The sequence below is a fragment of the Pandoraea anapnoica genome (assembly GCF_902459765.1).
In the GTDB taxonomy this organism is placed as follows: Bacteria; Pseudomonadota; Gammaproteobacteria; order Burkholderiales; family Burkholderiaceae; genus Pandoraea; species Pandoraea anapnoica.
Genome location: NZ_CABPSP010000007.1, coordinates 12,361 through 29,632 on the forward strand (window position 1 = coordinate 12,361; position 17,272 = coordinate 29,632).

Sequence of the window (17,272 nt, forward strand, 5' to 3'; positions counted from 1 at the left end):
GCAATTGAGGATTACCCTTGGTCATGCAAGCTGCTTGGCGAGAAATTATATTGGGTTTTCCCCAACGCGTCACGTCAATCTCGCGGATTTACCCCGCTTTTTTCCTTACGGCGCGCAACTTTCGCACGCCTTTCGCGTCTGGTCCAAGCAGCAGCCATCCCGAAGCATACCAATCGTACAGAATTTCAACGATTTCTTGGTCTTTTTGCTCGAAATTCGCACATTCTGCTGCATTCAGCTCGCGCTGGTCTGCAAGAGTTCGTAACGTAGAGCGCGCAGCGACAGGCACTTCAAGTGGTTCGCCGTTGACGAAGTACCGGTTGCGTCGATACAACAATTGCGTCTTCGGCGAGAGCGTCAGGCCTCGTGTAGATACTTCGTGCACGAAACGTGACGTCGAAAGGGGCTTCTCAGGGGGATCGAAAAAAACGTGCGACTTCGGCTCGCTCAGCCAGCGTCCCAGGAAGTCTTCGACTTCTTTTTGTCCCCAGCGCACACGTTCGAGCTGCGTGATGAGTGTGTCGATCATCGCTTCGGGTAGTGCGGCCGGATGTTTGACGGCGGGTTGCTTCGGATCCGCGTATCGCCCAGCGAAATGACGCGCAAACGGCAGGTCGGCTGCATTTTCCGCGAGGTAATACAGGAAGTTCTGAAGCATCTCCTGTTCGAGCGGTGCGCGGAATCCGATGGAATACGTCATGCACTCGCCCTCGGCTACGCCATCGTGTGCGTAGCCCGGCGGCAGATACAGCATGTCGCCCGGTTCCAGTATCCATTCCTCTTCGGCTTCGAAGTTTTTCAGGATGCGCAGCGGCACGTCTTCCAGCCATGTCGTGTCGCGTTGCGGTCCGATACGCCAGCGTCGCTTGCCGTGCGCTTGCAGCAGGAACACGTCGTACGAATCGAGGTGTGGGCCAACGCCGCCGCCATCGGTCGCGTAGCTGATCATCACGTCGTCGAGACGCGCGTCGGGAATGAAGCGAAACTGTTGCATGAGGGCGTCGACCGCCGGCGCGTGAAGATTCACGCCCTGCACGAGAAGCGTCCATTGCTTACGCGTGAGTGGCGGCAGATCGTCGATGTCGAACGGGCCGTGATCGAGTTGCCAGCGTTTGCGCGTTTGGGTGATGAGGCGGGATTCGACATCGTCCTGGGCGGCAAGGGCGAACAGCGCCTCACGCGAGAGCGGTGCGGAAAAGCCCGGGATCGCCTGGCGGATGAGCAACGGGCGCTTATGCCAGTAGCGCTTCATGAAAGCGTCGGGAGCGAGGTCGCCGAGCAACGGCAATGGGGAGCGAGATGTCGTCATGCGTAGGAGCCGGGCCGCTGTCATACGGCTGCGCGTATAATGCGGGCTGTTTTTCGGAGAGTTTGATGAAGATCGAAAAGAATACCGTCGTCTCGGTGACTTACAAGTTGTCGGACGCTCAGGGCAACCTGATCGAAGAAAGCGGCGCCGAGCCGATGGTCTATCTGCACGGCGGCTATGATGGCACGTTCCCCAAGATCGAGGAAGCGCTCGATGGCCAGGACGTCGGCTTTGAAACCCAACTGCAACTGGAACCGACGGACGCCTTCGGCGACTACGATTCCGAGCTGATCAAGATCGAAGAGCGAGGCCGTTTCCCGGAACCGCTCGAAGTCGGCATGCAGTTCGAAGGCACGCCGGAAGACGGTGACGAAGAGGCCGACACGTTGATCTACACGGTGACCGACGTTGCCGACGACAAGGTTGTGCTCGACGGCAACCACCCGCTCGCGGGCATGGCACTGCGCTTCGATCTGAAGGTGACGGACGTGCGTCAGGCCACCGAAGAGGAAATCGAGCACCAGCACGCGCATGGCGCGTCGGGTCTCGAGATCGTCGATGAGGACGAAGACGACGCGCCCACGCTGCATTAATCGCGGTACCAGCCAAGCGTCACTCGTGACGCGAAGCCCGCGAGCAGTATGAGCAAAAGCGCCGGACAGGTGCATCGTGAAATGCGATGCGCCTGTCCGGCGTTTGCATTTTGCGCACGTGTACTTGCGTGATGCGTGGTCGGGTAACGCGGGTGGAAACGCGGGCCTGATCCGAATCGGCGACGCAAACCGGCTCAGTTGCCGTGAGCAGTACTGCGAGAAGTGGCTTTCGGGAGCATCGCCGGGCCGATCGGCATGACGCCCTCGTTCGGGTTCAGGCTGATGGCGGTATTGGTCGTCAGTCCCGAGGCCGGGTAGAGCACCGCATAGGGCACGGAGGCGGGTGTTGTGGTGGACGCGGTGGACGCGGTGGACGTTGAGGCAGGTGTAGCCGACGGCGTCACATGGCCTGCGGGCGCAGTCCCGGGCGCCGCAGCCGATGCAATCACACCACTCCCTGTCGTCGCCCGTGCCGCTTCCGCCCCCGAGGAGGCACCTTGTGTGGTTGCCGCACCGCCGCTTCGCTGAGCGCTGGCCGTTGGCACGGACGTGCTATTGGGCGGCAGGAGTGCGCTTTCGAAGCGGAATAGCTGAGACGTTCGGGGGTCGACGTGTACGCGCACCCATCGATTGCTCGTGGGGGACCCGAAGGTGCTTAGCTGCGTGAACGTCTTCACCGGTGCGCCATGAGCGTCGCGTAAGGGTTGCGAGTGATGCATGGTCTTGCCGCTGTCGATCAGCAGAATCGGCCCTTTGAAGCGCGCTGCCAGTCGTTGCAACTGCATGCGGAAGTCCTTATAGCCATCGACGCCGCGACGTCCCGCACGATCCGAGAAGATGCCGCCCAGCCCGCCGCCGCGCGCGGGCTCGAACTCCGGGTCGGCCTGCGCGATGACGACCATGCCGAGCGCGTCCTTCTGTTGCGCGTAGACGAGCGCGTGTTGCAGCCAGACGCGCGTCGCGATCACCCGATCTTCATACTCGCCGTTCCGTCCACCGGCCGAGCGATAGTTATTGTTGTTGCCCGGAAGATTCACGCCGACGAAAACCACGCCGCGATAAAACCATCGCACGTTTTCGTGATACTGCCGAAAGCGCGCCATGTCGCTCTGACGCGTGAGGTCGAACTGCGCGTAGCCGACAGGGCCGGGGCCCAGTAGCGCATCGTCGTCGAAGGCGTGATCGCGCAGGAAGTCGAGCCGCTCCACCGGGTTATAGCTGCCGTCTGTCGCGCGTTCGCAATCGGCCCAGTCGTTCGCGCCGGGCACGTAGATCATCGGTTTGGGCGAACTGGCCAGAAGACTCAGGCGCTGCGTGACGAGGTCGTCGCGGCACGATTCCGAAACGCTTTTGAGATTGCCTGCGTGTACGACGAACGCCGCCGGGGTGTCGCCGATGCTCGCCAGCACACTGCGCGTGACGGGCGCCTCGGTGCTGTTGAACGGGGTATTGCCGAGCACCGCGAACTCGAAAGGCGGCGGCTTGGCCGGCGCCTTGGGTTGTGTCTTCGCCGCGGATCGGGTCGACGCCTTCGCGCCACCCGAAGTCGCCATCGCCGCAATCGAAGATATCGGGCCGATCGCCAGCGCCAACGTCACGAGACACGCGGCCAGCAGGCCGGTGCGGGTGTCATGCATGACGTGTGGGCGACGAAGGCTCGACATATGGGCGCGTGCGGGCGTGACGTCAGTCGTGCGTACGGCCGCGCATCAGGCCTCGCAGTTCATAAAGCAGATCGAGTGCTTCGCGCGGACGCAGATCGTCTGGATCGATTTCCGCCAGACGTGCGAGCGCTGCTTCCGACGCAGGGTCGAGGGCAGGGTTGCTGTGCGCTCCCGCGCCGTTTGCGCGCGGTGCGATGGCGTCGTCGTCCGCATCCTCTTCGACAAGCTCAACAGCCGCGCGCGGCGCAAACAGATCGAGTTGCGGCGCGGCGGGGTCGAGTGCCTGCTGTTCGAGCAGCGCGAGATGCTTGCGTGCCGCGCGAATGACCGGCATCGGCACGCCCGCGAGTTGCGCCACCTGCAAGCCGTAGCTCTGGCTCGCGGGCCCGTCCTGCACGGCGTGCAGGAACACGATCCCTTCGCCGTGTTCTACCGCCGACAGGTGCACGTTCGCGCATTGCGGGAACTCGTCGGGCAATTGCGTCAGTTCGAAATAGTGCGTGGCAAAGAGGGTGTAGCAACGGTTGTGGCCGAGCAGGTGACGGGCGATGGCCCATGCGAGCGCGAGACCGTCGAAGGTCGACGTGCCGCGTCCGATTTCATCCATCAGCACAAGGCTCTGATCCGTGGCCGTGTGCAGAATTGCCGCCGATTCGGTCATCTCGACCATGAACGTCGAGCGACCGCCCGCAAGGTCGTCCGACGCGCCGATACGCGTGAAGATCGCGTCGAGCGGCCCGAGTCGCACGGCTTCGGCAGGCACGTAGCAGCCGACATACGCCAGCAGTGCGATCAGTGCGGTCTGACGCATGAACGTCGACTTACCGCCCATGTTCGGGCCAGTGATCAGCAGCAACCGACGCGGATCGCCCAGCGAGCAATCGTTCGCGATGAAACGCTCGACCTGTTGTTCGACGACGGGGTGGCGGCCCTGACGAATGTCGACCACACGGTCCTGTACCAGTTCGGGCTTCACCCAGCCGAGCGTTTCGGCGCGCTCGGCGAGCGATGCCAGCACGTCGAGTTGTGCGAGCGCCTGCGCAATGCGCTTGAACTCGGTGATGTGCGGCAGCAGCGATTGCAGCAGCGCGTCGTAGAGCATCTTCTCGCGCGCGAGCGAGCGCTCCTGCGCCGACAGCGCCTTGTCCTCGAACGTCTTCAGTTCCGGCGTGATGTAACGCTCGGCGTTCTTGAGCGTCTGGCGGCGGCGGTAGTCGTCGGGCACTTTGTCCGTCTGACCGCGCGTGACTTCGATATAGAAGCCGTGCACCTTATTGAACTCGACACGCAGATTGTTGATGCCGGTGCGCGCGCGTTCGCGCGTTTCAAGATCGACAAGGAACTGGCCGCAGTTCTCGGAAATGTCGCGCAGCTCATCGAGATCGGCGTCGTGGCCGCGTGCGATGACACCGCCGTCGCGCAGCATGGCCGCGGGCTCTTCGGCGACAGCGCTCGTCAGCAGTGCGAGCGCATCGTCCGGAATCGCGAGGTCTTCGTGCAGGATCGCCAGCAGCGGCGAGCGTGCTTCGACCGCGCGCAAGGTGGTGTGCAACTCGGGCAGCCTGCGCAGTGCATCGCGCAGGCTCGACAGATCGCGTGGACGCGCCGTCAGCAACGCCAGACGCGCGGTAATCCGCTCGACGTCGGCGACGTGTCGCAGTTCGCTATTGAGCGCGCGCCACGTACCGGGGCCTTCGAGTAGCGTCGCGATCGCCAACTGACGCGACTGCGGCACTTGCTGATCGCGCATCGGATGGTGCAGCCAGTGACGCATCAGACGGCTGCCCATCGTCGTGCCGCAAGTATCGAGCAGCGAGAGCAGGGTGGGCGATTCGGTGCCGCGCAGCGTCTCCGTGAGCTCCAGATTACGGCGTGTGGCGGCGTCGAGGCCAATATAGGCCGCTTCTCGCTCTACGTTCAGACTTTGCACATGCCGCAGCGACTGACCTTGTGTTGCGGCTGCGTACTGCAACAATGCACCCGCTGCGCCCAGCGCGGGATCGAGACCGTCGCAACCGAATGCCGTCAGGCTGGCAACCCCCAGTTGGTCGCGTAGTCGTTGCGTGCCGGCGGCGGTGTCGAAATGCCAGTCGGGTACGCGCGTCGTGGTGCCGAGGGAGAAGCTACCGAAGGCTTCGACGGCGCTGTCGGGCACCAGCGTTTCCGCCGGGCGGATGCGTTCGAGTTCGCGGGGCAGTTTGTCGGCGGCCACTTCCATCAGGCGCAATTCGCCGCTGGCCAGCGACAGCCAGGCCAGACCCGCCACGCGTTCGCTCGCGCGTCTCGCGGGCGGCATCTGCACTGCGAGCAGATATTGATCGACCTTGTCGCTGAGCAGGGCGGCATCCGTGAGCGTGCCGGGGGTGACGATACGTACGACCTTGCGCTCGACCGGCCCCTTGGAGGTCGCCGGGTCGCCGATCTGTTCGCAGATGGCGACGGATTCGCCGAGCTTGACCAGCTTGCCAAGGTACTGCTCGACGGCGTGATGTGGCACACCGGCCATGCGGATCGGCTGTCCGCCGGACTGCCCGCGGGCGGTGAGCGTGAGGTCGAGCAGGCGCGCGGCCTTGGCGGCGTCGTCGTGGAAGAGTTCGTAGAAATCGCCCATGCGGTAGAACACCAGCATGTTCGGATGCTCGGCCTTGATGCGCGTGTATTGCTGCATCATCGGCGTCATGGCGGGTGTCGCAGTGGCTGCGGCTGGTGCCGCGGGAGTCGCTTGGGTGCTCGTCATGAATGAATTCGGGTCGGGCAAGTCGGGTCACGATGCGCGCCGGCGGGGATTTCCGCCCGGCACATCTCTCGGTGAGTCGGCAGCCAAATCTCGTCGGCTCTGCCGGTTTGCACCATCGTGGCGCGTTGGATGCGCAATTTTACGACGGGTTCGGGTTGCGCCGTTATCCATCCTTTACCGATGTCACGCATCGGTGCCGATGAGGATGTCGCGCGAAAGAGTCAAGGAGGCATCGAATATTTCTCAAGTTTCCCGAAAATGTGCCGTTTCGGGTGGTAATCTCTCGCAAAAATAAGCGAAAGCAAGACAAAAGCTACTCTCGTACGGGCCAGCATGGTGAAGTCGTTGAAGGGACGAGTCGCGGCGGCGACAGCACTCGTCTCGATGATATTGATCGTCGGATTGGCCGTCGGGATCGAGTTTTTCGTCTATGGAGAGTTGCGTAACTCGATGCAGGCGCAGCTCGACACGCACGTTAAGCTCGCAGCCGATCAGCTTGACGACAAGCTGCGCGCCAAATTCATTGAACTGCACCGCATGGCGCGCAATATCGGCGACCCGGCTGCCATGACGCCCGCGCAGTTCGAGACCTTCGTGGGGCGCTCGGTGTCGATGCCGGAGACGTTCAATACGATCTTTGTGGCCGCGCCCGACGGTCATCTGTTCTACGACTCCACCTTCGCTGCAACCCCGATCAATATCGCCGATCGCGACTATTTCCGGCAGTTGCTGGCGGGCGCGCCGCAATCGGCGTCCAGCGTGATCGCGGGCAAGATCACCGCCTCACCGGGTATTGTCCTCGCGGTGCCTGTCACGAACGCGCAGGGCAAGCTGATCGCCGTCGTCGGTGGCGCGGTCAATCTGTTGCGTCAGAACTTCATCGTCGATCTCGCCAGCAACAGTGTCGGTGAGACAGGGCGCTACTGCCTGATCACGAACGAGAATCCGCCGCGCTATGTCATTCAAGCGGACGTCACCAAGATTCTTACGCCCGTCGGCCCGGTGCAGACGATGTGCGGCGTGCGCGACTCCGGTTCGAACGACATCGTCCACATGCATCCGCTGGTGGCGCGCGCCCCGATGACGACAACCGGTTGGAACGTTGTGGCAGTGCTGCCCGGTGCGGAGGCGTTCGATCCGATTTCTCACGTTCGGCGTCAGGTGGTGCTACTGGCCATCGCCGCGATCGGCATTGCTGCGCTCGTGATGTGGTGGGTGGCGCGGCGCTTGCTGCGTCCGCTCGACACGCTGCGCGATTTGGTCGAGCGCAGCGCAGGCGACATGCGCGCGGTGCAATCGCTGCCCGTGCAGCGTGCCGACGAAATCGGGGCGCTCGCGAACACGTTCCGCACCATGATGGAGCAACTGAGCGAACGTACGGAAGCGCTTGAGATGTCGCGTGAAGCGGCGCGCGCGAACGTGCGACGGATGCAGGAAGTGGCGGACCGCGTGCCGTATCTCGTAGCGTTTCTGGACGGCGGCGAGCGGTTTGCCTTCGTGAACCGCGCATGCGAGGTGCGGCTGCGGCGTTCGCGAGAGCGCATTCTTGGCGTGACGGCGCACGAGTTGCTCGGGCCGTCGCTGTATCGCGAGTTCACGCCGCATCTCACCCGCGCCTTCGCTGGCGAGGCGGCCACGTTTATCTGGGACTTCGGTGAAGACACGGCCTATCGATGCTTCGAAGTGAGTTATCAGCCGGAATGGGCGACGCATAACGTGCTGGCCGGCGTACATGTGTTCGTGCGAGACATCACCGTCGAGCGCTCTAACGAACGGCGCTGGCGTCGCGAGTCGCATACGGACCATCTGACGGGGCTGCTCAATCGCAAGGGCTTCGATCAGGCGTTGTCGGGTGCGGTGCGTCGCGCGCGTGAAGGGGCGGGCGCGCAGGCGCTACTCTTCGTCGATCTGGATCGCTTCAAGCTGGTCAACGATACCTGGGGCCATTCGCTGGGCGACGAGTTGCTTCGGCGTCTCGCCAAACGATTGCTCGCGAGCGTGCACGAGGGGGATGTGATTGCCCGCTTCGGGGGCGACGAATTCGCCGTGATCATGCGCGATGTGCAGGACTTGCTCGACGTCGAGCGCGCGGCGATGGCCATTCTCGATGCCGCGTCGCGTCCGATGATGCTCTCGGTTGGCGAAGTGTCAGTGGGCGCTTGCGTCGGCGTGGCGATGGTCGCGCGCAACGAGGACAAGACGCCCGACATGTTGTTCGAAGCGGCCGATCGCGCCCTCTACGAGGCGAAGCACGGCGGACGTGGGCGGTTCGTCCTCAGCAACGGCGACGCGGAACGCGCGCCGTAAGCGGGTGCCGTAAGCGGGCGCTCACTGGGGGTGGCGCGCCGTTGCGTCGACCGTTGTCCTGCATTAGACGCAGGCAATCGAAACTGCGGCAGCGATCATCTTCCCTGAAGTTACGAGCGTGAATGTCTGACGCACAATGAGCGACGCCCGTCGTCGGCGATGCGCTCGGTGGCTGTTCTCGACGCCGCTGCCGGTCGGGTGTGGGGAAGTCTTCAGGAGGTTTCGAAAGTCTTCGTAAAAGGAGGCGGGCATGAAACTGGAAAGCGGACGAGGCCGTGCAGTCACGCGGGCGGCTTCCGAAGCAGGGTGGCGCGACGCCGGCCGGACAAGCAAGGCGGCCGGTGAGGGTGCGCGCCATGATCCACCGCGGGCCTTGCATCGCAGACCACGAACGCGCTCGGAGACCGACGCGCGGGGCAATGATGCGAGACATTGCAGTCTGTCGGTTCGTGAAAACGAAGTGTTTCATATGCTGGTCGACGGCCTGGCCGTCAACGAGGTCGCCCACGCGTTGCACCTGAGCGAGCGGACGGTTGCATCACACGTCGCCCATATTCTGGATAAGCTCGCGCTTGGCGACAGCGCGGAACTGATCGGCTACGCCATCCGGCACGGTCTGATCGATGAAGGGAGCGAGGGCGTCGCCTGAGGCGTATTCGGTGCGAAGCAGGTCCTCACATGGCAAGTCAACCCGGCGCGTCGCGAACGGTCGTCATGATCGTTGCGGCGCGCCCGTCACATGGGGGCCTGCGAAGCGCATCCCTGGCGCTTCATGATCGTTGCGGCGCGCCCGTCACATGGGGGCCTGCGAAGCGCATCCCTGGCGCTTGCGTTGGTGCTCGCGCTGCCTTCGGTTAGTTCGACATCGCTTCCCACGTCCCGATTAATTCGGAATGGCTTGGCCGTCGCGCCGCGCGTGCATTCATAGCCGACGCGATTGTGCAGTCGATGATATGGTGCAGGCTCGACAAAATTTTCACGGAAGGTGTGTGTCATGACAGAAGAGCTGCGCGCGAAGCGTCGGTCCGACTGTCTGCGCGTCACCATCGACACCCCAACCAGAAGGGGCGGCGCTTTGCCTGCGTGGCGAGACCGCTCCAGGAATCGAGGACAGACACGATGAAGGCCATCGAGATCACTCAGTACGGCGCACCGGAAGTGCTCAAGCTCACCGAGCGGGCGCGCCCCGAACTCAAGCCGGGCGAAGTGCTCATCAAGGTGAGCGCCTCGGGCGTGAACCGTCCGGACGTGCTCCAGCGCATCGGGCAGTACCCGGTCCCGCCGGGCGCATCGGACCTGCCGGGGCTGGAAGTCGCGGGCGAAATTGTGGAAGGCGCACAAGGTGTGCTTGAAGGCACCGACAACCGCTGGGGTCTGAAGATCGGCTCGCGAGTGTGTGCGCTGGTGCAGGGCGGCGGTTACGCCGAGTACTGCACCGCGCCGCTGGCGCAGGTGCTGCCGGTGCCTGATGGGTTGTCGGATGTCGAGGCGGCATCGTTGCCTGAGACGTTCTTCACGGTCTGGAGCAATGTGTTCGATCGTGCGCGTCTCGGCGAAACCGAAGCGGGGGACAAGGAAACGCTGCTGGTGCAGGGCGGCACGAGCGGGATCGGCGTGACGGCGATTCAACTGGCCGTCGCACTCGGCCATCGCGTGTTCGCCACCGCAGGCTCCGAAGACAAGGCGCGTGCCTGCGAGACGCTCGGCGCAGAGCGCGGCATCAACTACAAGACCGAAGACTTCGTCGCCGTGACGAAGGAACTCACCAAGGACCGCGGCGTGGACGTCGTGCTCGATATGGTGGGCGGCGATTATTTGCCGCGCGAGGTGCAGGCGCTGGCCTTTGACGGACGTATTGCCATCATCGCGCTGCTCGGCGGTAGCAAGGCGACGCTGGATATGGGGGCGCTGCTGCGTCGCCGACTCACCGTGACGGGCTCGACGCTGCGTCCGCGCTCGGTGGCCTTCAAGGCGGCCATCGCCAAGAACCTGCACGACAAGGTCTGGCCGTTGCTCGCCGCAGGCAAGATTCGTCCCGTGATTTATCAGACGTTTCCGGCCGAACAGGCGGACAAGGCGCATGCGTTGATGGAAACGAGCACGCACGTCGGCAAGATCGTGCTGACTTGGTAAGCACGTTCTGTTCGATTCGCCGGGCCCGATGCTGCGAATCCGCGTGAATGCCCCATTTCATGCGGTTTCGCGCGTTGTAAAACCAGCGAAATTGACCCCTATGCCCCGGACGCACTAGAATGAGAGGTTTTTCGTCTATACGCATTGGGGGATAAGGCGTGACAACTGGTACCGCAGCTTCGGCTCGCACCATCAGCCGTAAGGCTGGCAAGCTCGTCGTGGGCAATTGGAAACTGCACGGCAGTCTGGCCGGCAATGGGGCGCTGCTGGGCGACCTGCTGGCTTCGCCTGTGCTGAGTGCGCCGGGCGTGACCGCGGCCGTTTGTGTGCCGTTCCCTTATCTCGCGCAATGTCAGACCCGTCTCTCGGGGCAGGTGCTGGGCTTCGGTGCGCAGGACGTATCGGCGCAAGTGAACGGCGCGTTCACCGGCGAAGTCGCTGCGCAGATGATCGCCGAGTTCGGCGCGAAGTTCGTGATCGTCGGTCACTCGGAGCGTCGCGCGTATCACGGCGAGACGGATGCGAGCGTGGCGGCCAAGACGCTGCGCGTGCTCGATGCTGGTATGACGCCGATCGTGTGCATCGGAGAAACGCTGGCCGAGCGCGAAGCGGGTGAGACGACGGCCGTCGTCACGCGACAGCTTGAAACGGTACTCGCGGCACTGACGGTCGAGCAGGCTACGCAGATCGTTGTTGCCTACGAACCGGTCTGGGCGATCGGCACGGGCAAGACGGCGACTTCGGCGCAAGCGCAGGAAGTGCATGCGCATCTGCGTTCGCTGCTGCGTGCGAAGGGTGAAGCGGTTGTGGATGTGGCGGTGTTGTATGGCGGCAGTGTGAAGCCGGACAACGCGGCCGAACTGTTCTCGATGGCGGACGTCGACGGGGGGCTGATCGGCGGTGCGGCATTGAAGGCAGCAGATTTTCTGGCGATTTGCGAGGCAGGTCTGTCGCGCTGATGCCAATACCGTTTGTTGTAACGGTATGAAATAGTCATGACGCAGTGCATCAATTTCGCTGCGAATCGGATGAATTGGATTCTTCTATACGGGTGGTGAGATGGGGTTGTTGAAAACGTTGTTGATCGTGGTGCAGGTGCTTTCCGCGCTGGGCATCATCGGTCTGGTGTTGTTGCAGCATGGCAAGGGCGCCGACATGGGCGCGGCATTCGGCAGCGGTTCGTCGGGTAGTCTTTTCGGTGCATCGGGCTCGGCCAACTTCCTGTCGCGCACCACGGCTGCACTGGCTGCAGTGTTCTTCGTGACCACGCTGGGCCTGACTTATATGGGTTCGTACAAGCCGGCATCAAACATCGGTGTCCTTGGTAATTTGCCTGCGGCGACTGCGCCGGCAACGGCTTCCGCATCCGCTGCAGCAAGTGCTCCGGCACCCGCTTCGGCTGCGAATCCGCAAGACGTGCCGAAGTAATTCGCATTGCGTTTGTGACAAGTAATACGTTGTAAAGAAAGTTGAAAAAAAATCGATTTGTGCGTTGAACAAAATGCCGAAGAGCGCTAATATAGCGGTCTTGAAGCGATTCGTAAGTGACAGCGGATTGCAGACTATGAATGCCGACGTGGTGAAATTGGTAGACACGCTATCTTGAGGGGGTAGTGGCGAAAGCTGTGCGAGTTCGAGTCTCGCCGTCGGCACCACAGTTCTACGATGCCAGCCTTGCGTTTATGCTTTGGCTGGCATTTTATTTTGTGCTCACCGTTCATCCGCTTTCCGGTCCCCACACCATCGACGAGAGCGGTTCTTTGAACTAACCGAAAGAGGGTAGAGTTGAACCTCGGAACCTATTATCCCGTCCTGCTGTTTCTTTTGGTAGGTGGCGGTCTTGGGGCGGTCCTGATTGGCGTCGGTAAATTCCTCGGCCCCAACAATCCCGACAGCGAAAAACTCTCTCCGTACGAGTGCGGCTTCGAGGCTTTCGAAGACGCGCGCATGAAGTTCGATGTGCGCTACTATCTCGTCGCCATCCTTTTCATCCTTTTCGATCTCGAAACGGCATTTCTGTTTCCGTGGGGCGTCGCCCTGCGCGATATCGGCTGGGTGGGCTTTATCTCCATGATGGGTTTCCTGCTTGAACTGCTCGTCGGTTTTGTCTTCCTGTGGAAGCGCGGTGCGCTCGACTGGGAATAAGACCGTCAACGTAATTGGCAGCATTGCAGAAGGATTCAGGGTAAGCATATGAGCATCGAAGGGGTTTTGCGCGAAGGGTTCGTCACCACCACGGCTGACAAACTCATCAACTGGACGCGTACGGGTTCGCTTTGGCCGATGACGTTCGGTCTCGCGTGCTGTGCGGTCGAAATGATGCACGCCGGCGCGGCGCGTTACGATCTGGACCGGTTTGGCGTGGTGTTCCGCCCCAGCCCGCGTCAGTCGGACGTGATGATCGTGGCCGGTACGCTGTGCAACAAGATGGCGCCCGCGCTGCGCAAGGTCTACGACCAGATGGCCGAGCCGCGCTGGGTGATCTCGATGGGGTCGTGCGCCAACGGCGGCGGCTACTATCACTATTCCTACTCGGTGGTGCGCGGTTGCGATCGCATCGTGCCGGTCGACGTCTACGTGCCGGGCTGTCCGCCGACGGCCGAGGCGCTGGTCTACGGCATCATCCAGTTGCAGTCGAAGATCAAGCGGACTGCGACGATCGCGCGTAAATAACCGCTACCGCCCATGTCTACACTAGAAAAACTCAAGACCACCCTGCAAAACGTGCTTGGCCCGCGGGCCGAGCAGTTGGTGGAAGCCCTCGACGAGCTCACGCTCACCGTCAAGGCTAGCGACTATCTCGAAGTGGCGCGTACGCTGCGCGATCATCCCGAGCTGAAGTTCGAGCAACTGATGGACGTTGCCGGTCTCGACTATTCGGCTTACGGCGATGGTGCTTACGACGGTCCGCGTTATGCCGCTGTGTCGCATCTGCTCTCGCTCACCCACAACTGGCGTCTGCGTGTGCGCGTGTTCGCACCGGAAGATGATCTGCCGGTCGTGGCATCGTTGATCGATCTGTGGAGCTCGGCCGACTGGTTCGAGCGCGAAGCATTCGATCTGGTCGGCATCGTGTTCGAAGGTCACCCGGACCTGCGCCGTATTCTCACGGACTACGGCTTCATCGGTCACCCGTTCCGCAAGGACTTCCCGACGTCGGGTTATGTCGAGATGCGTTACGACCCGGAGCAGAAGCGTGTGATCTATCAGCCGGTGACGATCGAGCCGCGCGAAATTACGCCGCGCATCATCCGCGAAGAGCATTACGCCGGTCTGAAACATTAAGGTGGCCTTGTGGCAGACATCAAGAACTACACTCTGAACTTCGGTCCGCAGCACCCGGCAGCGCACGGCGTGCTGCGCCTGGTGCTCGAGCTGGACGGCGAAGTCATCCAGCGTGCCGATCCGCACATCGGCCTGTTGCACCGTGCGACCGAAAAACTCGCCGAATCGAAGACGTTCCTGCAATCCGTGCCGTACATGGATCGTCTCGATTATGTGTCGATGATGTGCAATGAGCACGCATACGTCATGGCGATCGAAAAGCTGCTCGGCGTCGACGTGCCGATTCGCGCACAATACATCCGTGTGATGTTCGACGAGATCACGCGCGTGCTGAACCACCTGATGTGGATCGGCTCGCACGCCCTCGACGTGGGCGCGATGGCCGTGTTCCTGTACGCCTTCCGTGAGCGCGAAGATCTGTTCGACGTGTACGAAGCCGTTTCGGGTGCACGTATGCACGCGGCCTACTACCGTCCGGGCGGCGTGTATCGCGACCTGCCGGACACGATGCCGAAATATCGTGCGTCGAAGATTCACAACGAGCGCGCGATCAAGAAGATGAACGAAGCACGCGAAGGCTCGCTGCTCGACTTCATCGAAGATTTCGCCATCCGTTTCCCGAAGTGTGTCGACGAGTACGAAACGCTGCTCACCGACAACCGTATCTGGAAGCAGCGTCTGGTGGGTATCGGCGTGGTGTCGCCTGAGCGCGCGATGCAGCTCGGTTTCTCCGGCGCGATGCTGCGCGGTTCGGGCATTGCCTGGGACTTGCGCAAGAAGCAGCCGTACGAAGTGTACGACCGCCTCGATTTCGAAATTCCGGTGGGTAAGGAAGGCGATTGTTACGACCGTTATCTGGTGCGCGTGGAAGAAATGCGCCAGTCGGCCAGCCTGATCCGCCAGTGTGTGAAGTGGCTGCGTGAGAATCCGGGTCCGGTGATCACCGACAACCACAAGGTGGCTCCGCCGTCGCGCGTCGAAATGAAGTCGAACATGGAAGAGCTGATTCACCACTTCAAGCTCTTCACGGAAGGCTTCCACGTGCCCGCCGGCGAGACGTATGCCGCTGTCGAGCACCCGAAGGGCGAGTTCGGTATCTATCTGGTGTCGGACGGTGCAAACAAGCCGTATCGCCTGAAGATTCGTGCGCCGGGCTTTGCCCACCTTTCGGCGCTCAACGAGATGGCGAAGGGTCACATGATTGCCGATGCTGTGGCGATCATCGGTACCCAGGACATCGTGTTCGGCGAGATCGATCGCTAAGTCGCAGCGGGCGCCTTGTGCGTCCGCGAGTTTTTTTCGGCAGGGTTTCGCAGGTCGATACCGTTGCCGTTCCAGTAGCCGTGCCAGTTGTGCGTGGGCAGTCGAAAAAATCGGCGCGCCCGCGCTGGCACGAGCGGGGATAACGTTTTAGAGAACAGTCGGATCGGAAATGCTTTCTCCCGAAGCCCTGAAGAAAATCGACCGTGCCGTTGCCAAATACCCTGCCGAGCAGAAGCAGTCGGCAGTGATGCACGCCCTTGCCGTAGCGCAGGTCGAAAAAGGCTGGTTGTCGCCCGAAGTGATGCAATTCGTGGCGGACTACCTCGAGATGCCCGCAGTCGCGGTGCAAGAGGTCGCAACCTTCTACACCATGTTCAACACGAGCCCGGTGGGCAAGTTCAAGTTGACCGTGTGCACGAACCTGCCTTGCCAGCTCACGCGTGGCGAAGAAATGGCCAAGTACCTGAAGGAGAAATTGGGCGTCGAGTATGGCGACATCACGCCCGACGGCCTCTTCACGGTCAAGGAAGGCGAGTGCATGGGCGCTTGTGGCGACGCTCCCGTCATGCTGGTGAATAACCATCGCATGTGCGGCTTCATGAACGAAGAAAAGGTCGACGCGCTCATCAACGAGCTGACGGCCAAGGGCGCTGCAGGAGAGAAAGCATGACGTCGCTGCACAACCGTCACATCAAGCCGCTGATTCTTGCCGATCTGAATGGCGAGAACTGGCACCTCGAAGATTACGTCAAGCGCGGTGGTTACCAGCAGCTCGCACGTATTCTGAAAGAGGGCATCACGCCGGAGCAGGTGATTGCCGACGTCAAGGCGTCGGGCCTGCGTGGTCGTGGGGGCGCAGGCTTCCCGACCGGTCTGAAGTGGAGCTTCATGCCGCGTGCGTTCCCGGGTCAGAAGTACCTCGTCTGCAATTCGGACGAAGGCGAGCCGGGTACGTTCAAAGACCGCGACATCATGCGCTACAACCCGCATTCGCTGATCGAAGGGATGGCCATCGGTGCTTACGCCATGGGCATTTCGGTCGGCTATAACTACATCCACGGTGAAATCTACGAAGTGTACGAACGCTTCGAGGAAGCCCTGGACGAAGCGCGCGCAGCCGGTTATCTGGGCAACAACATTCTTGGTACGGACTTCTCGTTCGAGTTGCACGCTCACCACGGTTACGGTGCGTACATCTGCGGCGAAGAGACCGCGTTGCTCGAATCGCTCGAAGGCAAGAAGGGTCAGCCGCGTTTCAAACCGCCTTTCCCGGCGAGCTTTGGTCTGTACGGTAAGCCTACGACCATCAACAACACCGAAACGTTCGCAGCCGTTCCGTTCCTGCTGGCCACGGGCCCGCAGCAGTATCTGGAAATGGGCAAGCCGAACAACGGCGGCACCAAGATCTTCTCGGTGTCGGGCGATGTGGAGCTGCCGGGTAACTACGAAGTGCCGCTTGGCACGCCGTTTGGCGAACTGCTCGAACTGGCCGGTGGCATGCGCGGTGGCAAGAAGCTCAAGGCAGTGATTCCTGGCGGTTCGTCGGCACCTGTCGTGCCGGCCGGGCTGATGATGGACACCACGATGGACTACGACAGCATCGCCAAGGCTGGCTCGATGCTGGGTTCGGGCGCGGTGATCGTCATGGACGAAACGCGCTGCATGGTGAAGTCGCTGCTGCGTCTGTCGTACTTCTACTACGAAGAATCGTGCGGTCAGTGCACGCCGTGCCGTGAAGGTACTGGCTGGCTGTGGCGCGTGGTCAATCGTATCGAGCATGGTGAAGGCCGCAAGGAAGATCTGGACCTGCTCAACTCGGTGGCCGAGAACATCATGGGCCGTACCATTTGCGCGCTGGGCGATGCCGCAGCGATGCCGGTGCGCGGCATGCTCAAACACTTCTGGGACGAGTTCGCCTACCACGTCGAGCACAAGCATTGCTTGGTCGGCGCTCACTAATCCCTTTTGACGCTTGGCATTG

Annotated in this window: 15 protein-coding genes and 1 tRNA gene; 13 read left to right on the forward strand and 3 right to left on the reverse strand. The window is 61.9% G+C overall.

All coding sequences use genetic code 11. From position 1 onward, the window contains the following. Positions 1-88: 88 nt before the first annotated feature. Positions 89-1,309 (reverse strand): ribosomal protein uL16 3-hydroxylase, encoded by a 1,221-nt coding sequence (locus PAN31117_RS12740; RefSeq protein ID WP_246189058.1) that lies wholly within the window; start codon positions 1,307-1,309, stop codon positions 89-91. Positions 1,310-1,374: 65 nt separating this feature from the next. Here PAN31117_RS12740 and PAN31117_RS12745 point away from each other — a divergent pair, with 65 nt between their 5' ends. Further along, on the forward strand, positions 1,375-1,902 hold the full coding sequence (locus PAN31117_RS12745) for an FKBP-type peptidyl-prolyl cis-trans isomerase (RefSeq protein WP_150738530.1): 528 nt from the start codon (positions 1,375-1,377) through the stop codon (positions 1,900-1,902). A 194-nt stretch (positions 1,903-2,096) separates the two neighbouring features. Here PAN31117_RS12745 and PAN31117_RS12750 read toward each other — a convergent pair whose 3' ends face one another. Both PAN31117_RS12750 and mutS read right to left on the reverse strand, forming a co-directional pair. Further along, a complete protein-coding gene (locus PAN31117_RS12750) occupies positions 2,097-3,539 on the reverse strand; it encodes a hypothetical protein (protein WP_150738531.1) in 1,443 nt (480 codons plus the stop codon). Positions 3,540-3,588: 49 nt separating this feature from the next. Then, positions 3,589-6,303 carry a DNA mismatch repair protein MutS gene (mutS, locus tag PAN31117_RS12755; RefSeq protein WP_246189059.1) on the reverse strand — a complete coding sequence of 905 codons (2,715 nt, stop codon included), beginning with the start codon at positions 6,301-6,303 and terminating at the stop codon, positions 3,589-3,591. Positions 6,304-6,636: 333 nt separating this feature from the next. Between mutS and PAN31117_RS12760 the strand changes: the two genes are divergently transcribed. From PAN31117_RS12760 to nuoF, 12 genes are all read left to right on the forward strand, one after another. After that, positions 6,637-8,610, forward strand: coding sequence for a sensor domain-containing diguanylate cyclase (locus PAN31117_RS12760; RefSeq protein WP_150738532.1), 1,974 nt, complete (start codon positions 6,637-6,639; stop codon positions 8,608-8,610). A 250-nt stretch (positions 8,611-8,860) separates the two neighbouring features. Then, positions 8,861-9,259, forward strand: coding sequence for a response regulator transcription factor (locus tag PAN31117_RS12765; RefSeq protein WP_150738533.1), 399 nt, complete (start codon positions 8,861-8,863; stop codon positions 9,257-9,259). A gap of 470 nt (positions 9,260-9,729) precedes the next feature. Beyond that, positions 9,730-10,743 carry an NAD(P)H-quinone oxidoreductase gene (locus tag PAN31117_RS12770; RefSeq protein ID WP_150738534.1) on the forward strand — a complete coding sequence of 338 codons (1,014 nt, stop codon included), beginning with the start codon at positions 9,730-9,732 and terminating at the stop codon, positions 10,741-10,743. A gap of 191 nt (positions 10,744-10,934) precedes the next feature. Then, positions 10,935-11,702 carry a triose-phosphate isomerase gene (gene tpiA, locus PAN31117_RS12775; RefSeq protein WP_150738690.1) on the forward strand — a complete coding sequence of 256 codons (768 nt, stop codon included), beginning with the start codon at positions 10,935-10,937 and terminating at the stop codon, positions 11,700-11,702. Between the two features lie 100 nt (positions 11,703-11,802). After that, on the forward strand, positions 11,803-12,171 hold the full coding sequence (secG, locus tag PAN31117_RS12780; RefSeq protein ID WP_150738535.1) for a preprotein translocase subunit SecG: 369 nt from the start codon (positions 11,803-11,805) through the stop codon (positions 12,169-12,171). 142 nt (positions 12,172-12,313) lie between these two features. Next, positions 12,314-12,398, forward strand: a tRNA-Leu gene (locus PAN31117_RS12785). 130 nt (positions 12,399-12,528) lie between these two features. Continuing rightward, positions 12,529-12,888 (forward strand): NADH-quinone oxidoreductase subunit A, encoded by a 360-nt coding sequence (locus tag PAN31117_RS12790; protein WP_039368621.1) that lies wholly within the window; start codon positions 12,529-12,531, stop codon positions 12,886-12,888. A gap of 48 nt (positions 12,889-12,936) precedes the next feature. After that, positions 12,937-13,416 (forward strand): NuoB/complex I 20 kDa subunit family protein, encoded by a 480-nt coding sequence (locus PAN31117_RS12795; protein ID WP_010807413.1) that lies wholly within the window; start codon positions 12,937-12,939, stop codon positions 13,414-13,416. A gap of 12 nt (positions 13,417-13,428) precedes the next feature. Continuing rightward, positions 13,429-14,028, forward strand: coding sequence for an NADH-quinone oxidoreductase subunit C (locus tag PAN31117_RS12800; RefSeq protein WP_150576757.1), 600 nt, complete (start codon positions 13,429-13,431; stop codon positions 14,026-14,028). A gap of 9 nt (positions 14,029-14,037) precedes the next feature. Further along, complete coding sequence (locus tag PAN31117_RS12805; protein WP_039399245.1) at positions 14,038-15,291, forward strand: NADH-quinone oxidoreductase subunit D; 1,254 nt, start codon at positions 14,038-14,040, stop codon at positions 15,289-15,291. Between the two features lie 169 nt (positions 15,292-15,460). Beyond that, positions 15,461-15,961, forward strand: a complete 501-nt coding sequence (gene nuoE / locus PAN31117_RS12810) for an NADH-quinone oxidoreductase subunit NuoE (RefSeq protein WP_046291523.1) — start codon at positions 15,461-15,463, stop codon at positions 15,959-15,961. Beyond that, positions 15,958-17,250, forward strand: coding sequence for an NADH-quinone oxidoreductase subunit NuoF (nuoF, locus tag PAN31117_RS12815; RefSeq protein WP_150738536.1), 1,293 nt, complete (start codon positions 15,958-15,960; stop codon positions 17,248-17,250). Before nuoE ends, nuoF begins: the two co-directional genes overlap by 4 nt. The last annotated feature ends 22 nt before the right edge of the window (positions 17,251-17,272 follow it).

Coding starts and splice junctions, on each gene's coding strand:
- PAN31117_RS12740 (WP_246189058.1), bottom strand. CDS start 1,309: ATGACGACATCTCGCTCCCCATTGCCGTTGCTCGGCGACCTCGCTCCC.
- PAN31117_RS12745 (WP_150738530.1), top strand. CDS start 1,375: ATGAAGATCGAAAAGAATACCGTCGTCTCGGTGACTTACAAGTTGTCG.
- PAN31117_RS12750 (WP_150738531.1), bottom strand. CDS start 3,539: ATGCATGACACCCGCACCGGCCTGCTGGCCGCGTGTCTCGTGACGTTG.
- mutS (WP_246189059.1), bottom strand. CDS start 6,303: ATGACGAGCACCCAAGCGACTCCCGCGGCACCAGCCGCAGCCACTGCG.
- PAN31117_RS12760 (WP_150738532.1), top strand. CDS start 6,637: ATGGTGAAGTCGTTGAAGGGACGAGTCGCGGCGGCGACAGCACTCGTC.
- PAN31117_RS12765 (WP_150738533.1), top strand. CDS start 8,861: ATGAAACTGGAAAGCGGACGAGGCCGTGCAGTCACGCGGGCGGCTTCC.
- PAN31117_RS12770 (WP_150738534.1), top strand. CDS start 9,730: ATGAAGGCCATCGAGATCACTCAGTACGGCGCACCGGAAGTGCTCAAG.
- secG (WP_150738535.1), top strand. CDS start 11,803: ATGGGGTTGTTGAAAACGTTGTTGATCGTGGTGCAGGTGCTTTCCGCG.
- PAN31117_RS12795 (WP_010807413.1), top strand. CDS start 12,937: ATGAGCATCGAAGGGGTTTTGCGCGAAGGGTTCGTCACCACCACGGCT.
- PAN31117_RS12800 (WP_150576757.1), top strand. CDS start 13,429: ATGTCTACACTAGAAAAACTCAAGACCACCCTGCAAAACGTGCTTGGC.
- nuoE (WP_046291523.1), top strand. CDS start 15,461: ATGCTTTCTCCCGAAGCCCTGAAGAAAATCGACCGTGCCGTTGCCAAA.
- nuoF (WP_150738536.1), top strand. CDS start 15,958: ATGACGTCGCTGCACAACCGTCACATCAAGCCGCTGATTCTTGCCGAT.